Raw genomic sequence first — 13,877 nt, 5'->3', positions numbered from 1 at the left:
TAAATATACTACTACAAAGATTACAAATGTCAAAGGAACTAGACCCTATAACCCAGGCGGTACGCATCCGTGCGCCAAAAACGCTTCAAAACGAACATTCGTCGCCATTATATCTTACCAGCAGTTTTACTTTTGACGAGGCCGAAACCATGCGTGCCGCGTTTGCTGACGAGAACGACGAAAACATTTACAGCCGTTTCAGCAACCCTACAGTTGATGAATTTGTGGCCAAAATGTGTGCTTTAGAAGGCTGTGAGGATGGTTTTGCCACTTCAACGGGTATGAGCGCTATCTTCTCTACCTTTATGGGCCTGCTTAAAAGCGGAGATCACCTGCTATGCTGCAGCTCGGTATTTGGCAGCACCTTCACTATTGTAAACAAATATCTGCCAAGATGGGGTATAACCTGTACGCTTATACCTGCTAATGACAAGGAAGCATGGGAAGCAGCGGTACAGTCGAACACGAAAATGCTTTACCTGGAAACCCCAACCAACCCCCAGTTGGAAGTGATAGACCTGGAATGGGCGGGGCAGTTCACTAAAAAACATAACCTTATCTTCAATGTAGATAATTGCTTCGCTACGCCATTACTACAACGGCCTGTAGATTTTGGTGCTGATTTAATTGTTCACTCCGCCACAAAATGGATTGATGGTCAGGGTAGGGTGTTGGGCGGTGTGATTACTGGCCGCAAGGATCTGATTCACGAGATATACCTTTTCTGTAGGAATACTGGTCCGGCAATGTCGCCGTTCAATGCCTGGGTGCTTAGCAAAAGCCTGGAGACGCTTGATGTACGTTTACAACGCCACTGCGAGAACGCGCTTAAGATAGCAGAGGTGCTGCAAAGCGATCCTAATGTTGCCTGGGTAAAATATCCTTTTCTGCCAAACCATCCACAGTACGAGATAGCTAAAAAGCAAATGAAGGCCGGAGGTGGTGTGCTTTGTTTTGAGATCAAAGGCGGGGTAGAAGCGGGGCGTAAGTTTTTAGATAGTCTGGAATTGCTTTCCGTGACTGCCAACCTGGGTGATAGCCGTAGTATTGCTTCACACCCGGCAAGTACAACACATTCTAAGCTAACCGACCAGGAACGTGCATCTGTAGGTATCACTCCGGGTTTGATACGCATATCGGCCGGATTGGAAAAAGTTGATGACGTATTGGCCGATATCACTCAGGCGCTGGAAAAAAGCGCTGTTTAACATCTATAGAAGTAAGTAATTCCACTATCACCGCGCACGTTTAAAGGTGCTGGATCTAATGATGTTGGAATTACTTGCATCCTTACTACCACCGGCTGGTCGCTATCATAACTGTAACTTGGGGTGCAAACAACGTTGGTTTATGGTTATACTATGTCGGAAATCAATGTTTAAATAGAGTAGCAGGAATGGCGTAGGCCAATATTGTACTAAATTCTATTCATAAAGTAAACAGAGCTACTTTTCAAGCAATTTAAACTCTTCGCTATAGTATACGGTTTCTCTCAACCTTGTAACTAGCTGATGGATACATCTCTAGCTAATACTTTTAGTATCGTTATCCTTCTGTAAAATTCCTGTTATATTTCTTTAATACCTGTTGGCATCAATGTTGCCTAACCCGTTGTAAGCCGGCAAAAAATTAAGCGGCTTGTATAAAACTCATTACTATGAAACCAACTTTAAAAAAAGCTTCTGTGCTGTTTACCTCCTTGCTGGTAGGCGGTAAATTATTAGCCCAAACCCCCGATTCTATCAGCACTAAGGACTACGTAAAACCATTCTCAGGCGGCGGCGCTTTCCGCACCTGGTCTATAGGTATTAATGGAGGTGTGTTAACACCGTTCACCATCTTCGGCACTAACGGCCGTCAGGACTTCAGAACACCACAAGCGGAAATTGGCTACGGTGCTTACATCAAAAAACAAATATTGCCATCTTTTGCTATACAGGCAGATTACCTTGGTGGTAAGGTAAAAGGTAAAGATGCACAGCCTAACGTAACTGGTTACAACAGCTTCGAAACAAAAATGCACTGGTCAGCTGCATTAAGCGGTAACCTAACACTTGCCAACATCAACTGGCGTCATCAGAAAGGTGTTATACAGCCATATGTGACGTTTGGTGGCGGTATAATGAGCTACAAACCCGTGTTAACAACAACCGCAGGAACATCTACAGAATATAAAACTAACGGCAACATCGAAGAATTTTTTATCCCACTTGGTGCAGGCTTGAAATTTAACCTTGGTTCTGGTGTTAACCTTGATCTGGGTTACCAGGTTAACTTTGTATCGTCCGACAACTTTGACGGTTATAACTACGGTTCAGGAAATGACCGGTTCTCTTACGCTCACATCGGTTTAGAATTTGCACTTGGCAAAAGCTCGAAACCACAATTAGCTACACACAACCCTGTGTCAAGTATGCGTACTGAGTACATGTGGGAGAATATGAACACCAAAAATCAGCTACAGGCTCAAATAGATGAGCAAAAAGCAGCTAACGCAAAACTGCAAAGTGATCTGGCTACAACCAACGCTAACCTTGCTAAGTTTGCTGCAGACAGTGATGCTGACGGTGTACCGGATTTTTACGACAAATGCCCTAATACACCAGCTGGTACAAAGGTTGATGGTTCTGGCTGTCCTTTAGAAAAACGCGTGTTAGTTGTAACTGAAGAGGACAAACGTGTTGTTCGTGATGCAATTGCAAATCTTGAGTTCGACACAGGTAAAGCAACTATCCGTTCTAAATCATACTCTAGCCTTGACCGTGTTGCTAACCTTTTGGTTGAAAAGAATTTCAGCCTGAAACTTGCCGGCCATACTGATAATGTAGGTTCAGATGCTCTTAACCTGAAATTATCTAAAGATCGTGCAGAGTCTATCAAGTCTTACCTGGTAAGCAAAGGTGCTAACCCATCACGTGTAGAAGCAACTGGTTACGGTGAAAGCCAGCCAATAGCTACTAACGCAACAGCTGCAGGCCGTCAGGCTAACCGCAGGGTTGAGTTCACATTATATTAATAGTATTTGGAGATAAATTAATCTCTGACATTGAATAGAAGAGGCCCGGTACATTACCGGGCCTCTTTATTTTAAGCCTATTAATAACTAAGAAGCTGGATTATTTTAATTTTAGAACGAAAAAAAATCGATCAGACTACCAAAGTAAGCATCATTCCAGCCTTCAACAATGTCGTCATAATCCGCATCCGGAATGTTTGTATGGCGTAATTCTACTGAAGATCCATGCTTATCTGCATGGAGTTTAATGGTGACTATGGATTCGTCAGACTGCCCGTCGAAATACCATTGCTGCACGAGTTTTTTGTTTTCCTCAAACTCCAGGTTTTTCCCAACTATACTGCCTTCCCACATAGAGAACTCTGAACCAGGGATTGTAGACATTTCTGCTTCTTCCCCTGTCCACAACTGGATGGTTATAGGATTAGTAAGTGCAAGGTAAAGCTCCTCAGGAGATGCCGGGATAACGTAATACTTTTTGAAATCTTTCACGAGGTGAAGTTAGTAATTCCCAACCGTTTCTCTTATCGTTTTACTTGTTAACGGTACCAATGGGCAACACTTCGCGTCCATATACTTCATTTAGCACGTTGGCTATGCCAGTGTATATGGCAGATGCTCCGCATAATATTCCTTCATAACCTGCAAAGTGTTTAACGTTCTCGTTACCTGTAGCATCACCTGCTACCAATAAAAAAAAGAGAATTGTTAGTGATGCAAAAACAAACTGGAGCGCACGGTTCAATTTTAAGGTGCCAAAGAATAAGCAGAAAGTAAATACTCCCCAAACGCCCAGGTAGGCGCACATGGCACCTTCACTTGGTTTAGTTCCCCAACCTAGTTTCGGCATCACAATTAAGCCAACAAGCGAGAGCCAAAAGAAGCCGTAAGATGTAAATGCAGTTAGCCCGAATGTATTGTTCTTTTTCGCCTCAATAACACCGGCAATAACCTGTGCCAATCCGCCGTAAAAGATGCCCATTGCGAGTATCATCGTATTCATTTCGAAGAAGCCGGCATTATGAATATTAAGCAGTACTGTGGTAAGCCCGAAAGCGCAAAGGCCTAGAGGTGCTGGATTGGCAATGCCATCCTTAACCACAACCGGAGTGGTAGGTATCATGTGTTAATGGGTTTATTGGTTTATGCAAGCTAATTAATTACTGTTAAATAGCAATATATTTAAACTGAAATAAGTCGCTCACGTTATTACCTCAGATATGCAAAAGTTAGTTTTAATTCGTCACGGAGAAAGTGTGTGGAACAAAGAGAACCGATTTACCGGCTGGGCCGACGTAGACCTATCTGACGAAGGGCTGGAACAAGCAAGAAGGGCTGGGCGTTTGCTCGCCAAGAACGGATACACCTTTGATGAAGGCTTTACCTCCGTTTTAAAGCGGTCGATTAAAACCATGCACTTTGTATTGGAGGAATTAGAACACTTGTGGATACCCGTACATAAATCCTGGCGGCTGAATGAACGTTTTTACGGGGCGCTGCAGGGATTAAACAAAGCTGAAACAGTTGCGCAATACGGTGAGGAGCAAGTACACAAGTGGCGGCGCGATCCGCATGAGCATCCCCCTGCTATAACTGAGCAGGACGAACGTTTCCCGGGACATTACCTTCGTTACAGCGACCTCACTTACCGTGAACTGCCACTTACCGAAAATCTAAGTGAGACCATGACCCGCGCTTTGCCTTTTTGGCACGAGCACATTGTGCCTGCCATTAGGGAGCACAAGAAAGTTATTATTTGTGCGCATGGAAACAGCCTGAGGGCATTAATCCAGTACATAGAGAACCTGAGCGATGAGGAGGTGACTAAATTGGACATACCCACGGCAACGCCATGGGTTTACGAGCTTGACGATCGCCTCAATAGCATCAGGCACTACTACCTGGAGTAACTACTCTCCGTTTAGCGCAAACCCCCAGTCTTTCCCTTTATTTACAGCGGGTACGCCCTTGTCCATCCAAACCGGCATTGGCGCGCCTTTTAGAAAGTGATCAAAGAATTGTGCTTCGCGGATGGTGATATCCATCCGATTCTGGCGCTTAACAAGGTTGTGTGCTTCGTCGTTATACTGGAGCAGCCAAACTGGTTTGCCCAGCCTTCTTAGAGCGGTAAACATTTCTATGCCCTGATACCATGGTACAGCGCCGTCTGCATCGTTACTCATGACAACTACAGGTGTTTGTACTTTAGGGAACTGAAAAAGGGGAGAGTTCTCGATGTACAACTCCGGTTTTTCCCACAACGTTGCACCTATACGGCTTTGTGTTTTTTCGTACTGAAACTGTCTGTTAAGGCCGCTCTCCCAGCGAATACCGCCGTAAGCAGATGTCATGTTGGCTACCGGGGCGCCGGCCCACGCGGCTGCGTACATGTTTGTTTGCGTTATCAAGTATGCAACCTGGTAACCACCCCAGCTTTGGCCTTGTATGCCTATATGCGCCCCGTCAACCCAGGGATTTTTCTTCAACGCCTCCACGCCTGAGTTTACAAACTCTACTGCTGAAGCTCCGGGATGGCCATTTATATAGCTAATGTCCGGTGCAAATACTAAATAACCATTACTCACAAAGTAGGTGATGGGCAACCTTGACGGGGTTGGTGCCGGAGCCATATAATTGTACAATCCCTCGCTTAGCTTTTCATAGAAGTAGGCGATCATTGGGTACTTTTTATTAGGATCAAAGTTTTCAGGTTTATACAAAATGCCTTTAGATTTATATCCCTTTGGTGTTGTCCACTCAACTAATTCTGCTGTTCCCCAGTTATACTGCGCCTGTTGCGGGTTTGTAGCACTGAGCTTTGTTTCTTTTTTAAGATCTCCAGACACATATAAGTCAGGAGAGGCGGTGTAGCTGTATTTTGTGTAAATATAAACATCGCTGTTCTTAGCTTTTTGCAAGCTGCTGTACCCCATCGGCGCCATCAGTACTTTTTGCGGATCACCTGCTCCATCTATTTGCTTAGTGTAATAACCCCATTGCTTATTCTTTTCGTTTTGTGCTATAAGCCACATCTTCTTTTTAGACGGAATAAACTTTTCGTCGTTGTCTGCGACCACATATCTTAATTCTAGCTTGTTCCTGCGCCCCAGACCATTGGTCAGGTTGATGGCTTTTCTGGTTGCCGGATCAATGCTCCAGATGTCGTAGCGATCGTATATAAGCACCCGCTTGTCGTCCTGTTCCCATCCAGCTATGCCGTAAGGCGACGGATCATCCGGAACGTCATTATCTTCATTTCCCATTTTAGCGCCCAAGCCAAGGGTAAGGTTTGTTTTTTTGCCCGTAGCTATGCTGTAGCTGTGCCATTGCTGCTCTTTTGAATCGAACCAAATGATGTAATTTCCCCTCGGCGATATACGGTAATCGGCTTTAAGCCTAGTGTTGATGCGTGTGCGATGTCCTGTGTGTGTATTTATAAGATAAGCTTCCTGCACTCCGCCACCTGCCCACTGTGTTTGTACGCGTGCACCGGTGTCGCTTAATCCTAACACGTAATCAGCATCGCTATTGTCAGATACCACTATATCGCGGATGTTCTCGTCACCCAGTTGCACCAGCCTGTGTTGTTCTGCAGGGCGGATAACGGCAAGGTAGCTGCGTTTCAAATCTCGCTGAAGGTTCTTTAATTGCTGAGGCTGCAGGTAGTCGTCCTTATAGTTCCAGATGTCTAGCCGCGCAACTTCAAAATCAACTATGGTAGTGTCTGCCGGCTTGGGTATAGGCGCAGTACCAAAGAACAGATTTTCTCCTGTTTTACTAAAATAAACCCTTCCGTCGCCACTTACCGCCCATTTAGGCGTCATGCCGTTGGAGTTTTCTGCAGCTATTACATTAGCACTATCTTTTCCTAAAGTGTAGTAGTATAGTTTAAACGGCTTTACTAAGGCTTTCTCCGGATTTTTTTCGGCAGTAAAAGCCAGTTGTTTGCCGGCATCGTCAAAAATTATATTGCGGTAATTACCACGGCCGGTACTTACCGGCTTTAAAGTATCCCTTTCAATATCGTACAGGAAAAGCCCGGACGTGACATTTTTTAACTTTTTTGGAGCTGTTACCGAGTAGGCGAGGAGTTTTCCGTTTTTGCTCAATACATAGTCGGTTACGTATTTAAAAGTCCTCGACTTGCCGTTGTGCAGTTGCCTAACTGTAAGTTCGGCACCATCGCGGGTGGGCGGGGCTATAGTTGTTGCTACTGCCTTTTTAGATGTGTCGCTTACTTCCGGTTTCTTAACGGTATCGGCAGGAGCAAGGTAGGCCACTACTGATGCTCTATCTGCTATCTTAAATAATCGTATAGCAGGGATCTTTTCTACAGTGTTTTTGCCTAATAAAATTATCGCAAGTGTATCTTTTGGGAACTCCGCCGGCTTTTTCTTCTTGATCTTAGCCTGCCTAACATCCTTGTAAAATGGGCGGATCATGGCCAAGGCATACCTGGAGTCGGATGTAAAACGTGCGGTATCTGCCCGGGATATGTGAAAGGGTTTACTATTCTTTATGTCAGTTAAAACCAGGTCAGCATCGCCCTGTTGCGGTTTTACCACGTACATAACCTTTTTTCCATCATTGCTGATGCGTTCGTTCGCTATGCTCTGCCAGCCATCGTAAACGGAGTGATCGAGCGACTTTTTAGCTATTTTTTGTGCAGAAACATTTAGGGCAAACAGTGCCATAACTGGAAGTAGAAATTTTTTCATAAACAGGCGGTAATCCCTAAATATGCTAAATTTCGCATCATCAGTAAACATTGCGATGAAAAAGTTACACCAACAGTACTTAGTGCCGGGCTCTTTTCTTTAGTACACCGCCAGCGGCTTCTTTTATAGTGCTGGTAAACACAAATGCTTTGGGGTCTATATCATGTACCAGGTTACGCAGCCTGCGTACTTCTAAACGGGTAATTACAGTAAATACGATATCAACCGGTTGGCTTACATCAAAACTTTCTTTAAGGAAACCACGCTCTCCTTTGTAAACAGTTATGCCACGGCCAAGTTCTTTTACCAAACGTTCTTTTATCAACTGATTTTCGCCAGATATGATAGTAACGCCGGTATATTCTTCAAGCCCTTCAATAACAAAACTTATTGTTTTTGAAGCTGCATAATAGGTGATGATAGAATACAGTGCTGTAGGCAATCCCAGGTCGAATGCAGCAATGAGAAATATAATTATGTTTATTCCCAGAATGATCTCACTGATTGTGAAGCTTATACGCTTGCCGGTGTACAATGCCAGCACCTCTATACCGTCAAGCGCGCAGCCGCCTCTAATAGCAAGGCCTACACCTATGCCCATAAACACGCCACCAAATATGGAGACAAGTAACTTGTCGGTAGTGATACGATCAGGGTATGGCAGAAATTGCAGGCATAATCCAAGCAATACCACTGCCGCAAGGGTTTTGTAAGCAAAGCGGCGGTTCACCTGAAAAGCCCCCATGATTATGAACGGGATATTTGCGAGTACGATGATCCACCCAATGTTAAAATGGTATAGTTCGTGAATAAGGAGCGAAATACCGGTTACGCCACCATCAAAAAAGGAATTGGGTATCAGGAAGCTTTTTAGCGCGAAACCGCAAAAAAGTATTCCCATTAATGTGTATCCCCAATCTCTTACCCAGTGTGGTATAGCTAAGTCTTTCATTTAATAACCTGATTGTCAATGTTGACGGTGTAGATACCAGTAACAACTTATTGTCGGCTAAATATATTAAATGTTTACTGCTTTGCAGGGCTAAGTTGCCAGATAAAGTCCTTAACAAGTTTGACGCCGCTAAGCTTGAATATGCTATTTGATTATTAACACTAATTTTAGTTACTTAACCAATTAATTAACCGATTGTTGCTATTCTGATTAGCATCAATTTACCCTGATACCCTACACATGGAAATATTTTTATACATCGCTTCTTTTTTACTGATAAGGCGACTGCTCAGTTCAACCAAGTTCACACCGCTGGGCCCCAAATGGAAGCTGGTGCTTAATACTGCCAGTGTTGGCGTTTGGATAGTATATGTTGTTGCTGAGGATCAGTTTGAAGATACCTACAATTTGTTCTTGGGAGCGTTTGTGCTGCTGGGGATTGTTTATTATTTTCTAAATCAGGAAGATTTTAAACCGATGCATTCCTTTATCAAGGTGCATTATCCTTTAGCAGCCATCACGATTGTAGTAGCACTTATAGATCTTATAGCGCCCAAGTTTGGTGGACGCTACAATAACTGGACTGGTACGGCTATACTGCTGGGTTTTGCCTGGATATTTGCCCGTTGGGCCAATTCCAGAAAGCAAGAGCAGGAAATGCGTATGGTAAGCATGCAAAACCTGGAACTGGACAGGCTTGTAGCCGAGCGTACAGCCGAGCTCACCAACCAGCGTAACGAGTTGCAGGATGCGCTTCAACAGCTTAAAACTACTCAGCAGCAGCTTATCCAAAGCGAAAAGCTCGCTTCATTAGGTGAGCTAACTGCTGGTATAGCGCATGAGATACAAAACCCACTCAACTTTGTTAACAACTTTTCGGACGTAAGTATGGAACTTATAGATGAAATGGCCGAAGAACTTACTAAGGGGGACACTGAAGAGGCTATTGCGATAGCCACGGATATCAAGCAAAATCTGGAGAAGATCCGTCATCATGGTAAACGCGCTGATGGCATCGTAAAAGGTATGCTACAGCACAGCCGTGCAAGCAGCAACACAAAAGAAGCTACTAATGTAAATACCCTTGCCGACGAATACCTGCGCCTGGCATATCATGGGCTGCGTGCAAAGGATAAAAGCTTTAATTCCGAGCTGGTGACCAACTTTGCCCCAACGCTGCCACTTGTAAACATAGTTCCGCAGGATGTAGGGCGGGTATTGTTAAACTTGTTTAACAACGCATTTTACGCCGTTCAGCAAAAACAAAAGCTCGGCTTGGAAGGGTTTAAGCCAATAGTAGAGTTAACAACAGGTGTATCGCATTCAGGTGGCCACTCCTCCATAATTATTACGGTTAAGGATAATGGCACAGGCATTCCCGAAGATATTAAAGACAAGATTTTACAGCCTTTTTTCACCACAAAACCTACCGGTGAAGGCACAGGGCTTGGTTTGTCGCTTAGCTATGATATAATAGTGAAGGCACATGGTGGTACAATAGATATCGACAGTAAAGAAGGCGAGTGGACAAAGTTCACCATCACACTGCCAATAGAAAGCAAGCAACAATAGTATGAGAAGATCTGGCTACCTGTTGTTTTTTATGTTGCTATTGTGCCGCTTTGCGGTAGGGCAAGATTCCGGATTTCCATCAGCTTTTCATATCAAGGCAGATACGGGTACTTACGTGAAAGTACCGGCAAGCAGCTGGCAGTATTTAACGGAACGTGAAGGTGAGGTGCTTCAATTCCCAGCCGTAAAAGAATTAGAAAGCCGTTTCAAATATGTAAAAGAAGGTAAACGGCAGAACATAAAAGGTAATCTGGTCTATTGGTTAAGATTCGGCATAGTCAACGATTTGAGGTATCCTGTTAAAATCACCCTTAAAGGACAGGCGAAAACATCAGAGATATTCGCGAAGTTGCCCGATGGTAAATGGCATCGCTATATAACGGGTATTAGTGTGCCCTGGAGCCTAAAAAGCGGTCTTAAACGAATTAATAACACTATTTACGTGATACCGCCTGGTGATAGTGTTACCTTTTACCGCCGGGATGAGCCACGTTTTAATGGCACGCCGAGTGCACTGTTCATTGGCTTTGCAGACAGGGTAGTTGCTGCTGAATACATCAATAATGATAAATTTTTATCTGATATAATAATCAATTCGACGGTGTGCGGATTTTTACTGTTTGCCGCGATATTTAATTTCTTTTTCTACTATACCGTTCGTGAAAAAGTTTACCTCTACTATGCGGTCTTGCTAGTGCTTGTAGCAATCTCAAGCATTTCCCGACCGTTGGAGTACCTGGCACTTCGCGAGTACCCTACCCTGAGCGACCGGGTTTCAGGTATTATTTTAGTGTTTGTTTTCTATCTAGGTTTTATTTTGAGTGGGATGTTCCTGCGCACGTCAGAAAATTACCCCAAGTGGAACAAAATATTTATGCCGCTCTGCCATTGTTTTGCAGCAGTTGCTACCCTGAACTATTTACTGCTTAATGCATCTAATCTCGTTCGCGGCGTTTTGACTGTAACGCTCGCGTTGATCACTGCAGTTATAGCTGTGGGTATTGTAGTTACAATAGTTACCGACATTATTAAACAACGCGCCACAACCAGGCTTTTTGTGCTGGCTGTATCTCCATTCATATTTTGTTTTATAACGGTGATAGTAGTTGGCCTCGTGCTTAACCAAAATACATCCGTCATGGAGTATTTCACCAACTTTTCTCTTTTATGGGCAGTAATTGCTTTGTCATGGTCGTTATTCGGTCGTTTTAAGGACATTGAACAACAGAATACCTTACAAATTCTGGAAAACGAACGAATTGCGAGGGAAGCGGAACAGCAGAAGGCAAAGCTGATTGCGGAACAAAATGAATGGCTGGAGATAGAAGTTACCGAGCGTACCGCGGCACTCAACCAGTCGCTTACAGAACTTAAACAAACACAATCTCAGCTTATACAGTCAGAAAAGATGGCTTCGCTGGGCGAACTCACTGCCGGTATTGCTCATGAAATTCAAAACCCGTTAAATTTTGTGAACAACTTTTCAGAAGTAAGTATTGAACTAATTGACGAAATGGAAATAGAACTTGCCAACGGAGACAAGGAGGAGGCAATTGCTATTGCCAGCGACGTGAAGCAAAATTTGGAGAAAATAAGACATCATGGCAAACGCGCGGATAGCATTGTTAAAGGCATGCTTCAGCATAGCCGAGCTACGTCTGGACAGAAGGAGCCAACTGATCTTAATAAGCTGGTTGACGAATACCTGCGGCTTGCCTATCATGGTTTACGGGCAAAGGATAAATCATTTAACGCCGAACTTGTAATGGACTATGAAGAAAGTTTGCCAGCAGTAAATACCGTTCCGCAAGATGTAGGGCGTGTATTACTAAACCTGTTTACCAATGCCTTTTATGCTACGCAACAAAAAGCAAAAGTTTCGGACAGCGGTTACAAACCCCAGGTTAAAGTTAAAACATACAGTACACCTTCCGGCGGCTGTGTAGTTTCAGTTGCGGATAACGGCACAGGCATACCAACTGAAATACGAGACAAGATCATGCAACCATTTTTCACCACCAAGCCAACCGGTGAAGGTACAGGGCTCGGCTTATCTCTCAGCTACGATATTGTAGTAAAGGGTCATGGCGGCAAGATAGATGTCGAGACGGTAGAGGGGCAGTATACCAAGTTTATAATTTCACTCCCTGCCCAAACTTAAAAGGCCTATATTTACACAGCATATGAAAATACTGGTAGTTGACGACGAAGCAGATGTACAACCACTATTCCTGCAACGTTTTCGCAAAGAGATAAAAAATAATGAAATTGAGTTTAGCTTTGCACAGTCAGGGGAGGAAGCGCTTCATTACCTTGAAGAAAAGCACTCTGAGGTTGTACTTATACTTAGCGATATTAACATGCCTGGCATGAGCGGCATTGAGTTACTAACACATATCCGCGAAGATTACACGGCACCACCACCGCCCGTGGTAATGATGATAACGGCTTACGGTGACGAAGAGAACCACCGCCAGGCTATGGAGAAAGGTGCCAACGACTTTCTAACAAAGCCGCTTGACTTTGGCGTGCTAAAAGAAAAACTAAAAACCTACACCGGGGAACAATTGTAATGGCCAAGATATTAGTTGTAGATGATGAGGCGGACCTGGAATTACTTGTGAAGCAAAAGTTCCGGAAGAAGATAAGGGAAAATATCTACGAGTTTGTGTTTGCTCAAAACGGCGAAGAAGCTTTAGAAAAAGTTAAAGAACATCCCGATCTTGATATAATCCTAAGCGATATAAACATGCCTGTAATGGACGGACTTACTTTATTGAGCCGATTGCCGGAAGCCAATCCCATGGTAAAAGCGGTAGTAGTTAGCGCTTATGGCGATATGCAAAACATCCGTACTGCTATGAACCGCGGCGCCTTTGATTTTGTGTGCAAGCCGGTGGATTTCGACGACCTGGACCTAACCATGCAGAAGACCATTGAGCACGTAAAGCAGCTTCAGGAAACCATAAAGGCAATTAAAGAAAACAACATACTAAAAATGTATGTGGATGAGAATGTGCTCAACTTTATGACACATAAAGAATTTGAAAATAGTCTGTTAAAGAACGAACTTATAGACGCTACGGTGATGTTTGTAGATGTATGCGGCTTCACATCTATTACCGAGAATGTACCTGCCAACACAGTAGTTGAGCTTATAAACGGATTATTTGACAAAATTGTAAAAGAAGTTGTTGCTCAGGGCGGGCATGTAGATAAATTCATGGGCGATGCGGTAATGGCTGTTTTCCGAGGAGAGTACCACCTGGATAGGGCGATTGATGCCGCGCTCGCGGCAAGGCATCAATTAGCCGGAGTTAAAGAATTTACAGCCGGTGAAAAAACCTTTAAACCCGAAATATCAGTCGGCATCAACTCCGGCGAAATGGTATCGGGAAACATTGGTTCTGCATCTTTGAAACGACTGGATTATACCGTAATAGGCGATTCTGTTAACCTTGCGCAACGTTTACAATCTTCAGCAAAGGCTGGTCAGATTATTATATCCGAAGAAACGTTCCACAAAGCCAAAGAGTCTTTTAAATGTGAGAGAATAGGAGAGGTGACCCTCAAGAACAAAGCAAAATTAGTAACCATTTACCAGGTACTTGAGTAAGGA

11 protein-coding genes are annotated in these 13,877 nt (G+C 43.8%); 7 read left to right on the top strand and 4 right to left on the bottom strand.

What is annotated here, in order from left to right:
* Positions 1 to 26 precede the first annotated feature (26 nt).
* Positions 27 to 1,208, top strand: a complete 1,182-nt coding sequence (locus tag AC59GT_RS09400) for a trans-sulfuration enzyme family protein (RefSeq protein WP_497237399.1) — start codon at positions 27 to 29, stop codon at positions 1,206 to 1,208.
* A gap of 449 nt (positions 1,209 to 1,657) precedes the next feature.
* Positions 1,658 to 3,016: an OmpA family protein gene (locus AC59GT_RS09395; protein WP_497237398.1), complete on the top strand. Its 1,359-nt coding sequence runs from the start codon at positions 1,658 to 1,660 to the stop codon at positions 3,014 to 3,016.
* Positions 3,017 to 3,127: 111 nt separating this feature from the next.
* On the opposite strand, the gene AC59GT_RS09390 is transcribed toward AC59GT_RS09395, so the two are convergent.
* On the bottom strand, positions 3,128 to 3,508 hold the full coding sequence (locus AC59GT_RS09390) for an SRPBCC domain-containing protein (protein WP_497237397.1): 381 nt from the start codon (positions 3,506 to 3,508) through the stop codon (positions 3,128 to 3,130).
* Positions 3,509 to 3,548: 40 nt separating this feature from the next.
* Positions 3,549 to 4,139 carry an acetate uptake transporter gene (locus tag AC59GT_RS09385; protein ID WP_497237396.1) on the bottom strand — a complete coding sequence of 197 codons (591 nt, stop codon included), beginning with the start codon at positions 4,137 to 4,139 and terminating at the stop codon, positions 3,549 to 3,551.
* 97 nt (positions 4,140 to 4,236) lie between these two features.
* On the opposite strand from AC59GT_RS09385, the gene gpmA reads away from it, so the two are divergent.
* The gene (gene gpmA / locus AC59GT_RS09380) at positions 4,237 to 4,926 is read left to right on the top strand and encodes a 2,3-diphosphoglycerate-dependent phosphoglycerate mutase (RefSeq protein WP_497237395.1); all 690 of its coding nucleotides are present in this window, start codon (positions 4,237 to 4,239) and stop codon (positions 4,924 to 4,926) included.
* Here gpmA and AC59GT_RS09375 read toward each other — a convergent pair whose 3' ends face one another.
* Positions 4,927 to 7,734: a S9 family peptidase gene (locus AC59GT_RS09375; protein WP_497237394.1), complete on the bottom strand. Its 2,808-nt coding sequence runs from the start codon at positions 7,732 to 7,734 to the stop codon at positions 4,927 to 4,929.
* A gap of 79 nt (positions 7,735 to 7,813) precedes the next feature.
* Positions 7,814 to 8,686 (bottom strand): YitT family protein, encoded by an 873-nt coding sequence (locus tag AC59GT_RS09370; RefSeq protein WP_497237393.1) that lies wholly within the window; start codon positions 8,684 to 8,686, stop codon positions 7,814 to 7,816.
* A 240-nt stretch (positions 8,687 to 8,926) separates the two neighbouring features.
* Between AC59GT_RS09370 and AC59GT_RS09365 the strand changes: the two genes are divergently transcribed.
* The 4 genes from AC59GT_RS09365 to AC59GT_RS09350 are packed head-to-tail and all read left to right on the top strand — an operon-like array spanning position 8,927 to position 13,874.
* Positions 8,927 to 10,258, top strand: coding sequence for a sensor histidine kinase (locus AC59GT_RS09365; protein ID WP_497237392.1), 1,332 nt, complete (start codon positions 8,927 to 8,929; stop codon positions 10,256 to 10,258).
* Position 10,259: 1 nt separating this feature from the next.
* Positions 10,260 to 12,419 carry an ATP-binding protein gene (locus tag AC59GT_RS09360; protein WP_497237391.1) on the top strand — a complete coding sequence of 720 codons (2,160 nt, stop codon included), beginning with the start codon at positions 10,260 to 10,262 and terminating at the stop codon, positions 12,417 to 12,419.
* A gap of 22 nt (positions 12,420 to 12,441) precedes the next feature.
* The gene (locus AC59GT_RS09355; RefSeq protein WP_117381397.1) at positions 12,442 to 12,831 is read left to right on the top strand and encodes a response regulator; all 390 of its coding nucleotides are present in this window, start codon (positions 12,442 to 12,444) and stop codon (positions 12,829 to 12,831) included.
* Positions 12,831 to 13,874, top strand: coding sequence for an adenylate/guanylate cyclase domain-containing protein (locus tag AC59GT_RS09350; protein ID WP_497237390.1), 1,044 nt, complete (start codon positions 12,831 to 12,833; stop codon positions 13,872 to 13,874). Before AC59GT_RS09355 ends, AC59GT_RS09350 begins: the two co-directional genes overlap by 1 nt.
* The last annotated feature ends 3 nt before the right edge of the window (positions 13,875 to 13,877 follow it).

This window comes from Mucilaginibacter sp. 320_HR (assembly GCF_059691875.1).
Note: the sequence above shows the minus strand (reverse complement) of the source record. Positions and strands in the feature narration are given on the sequence as shown.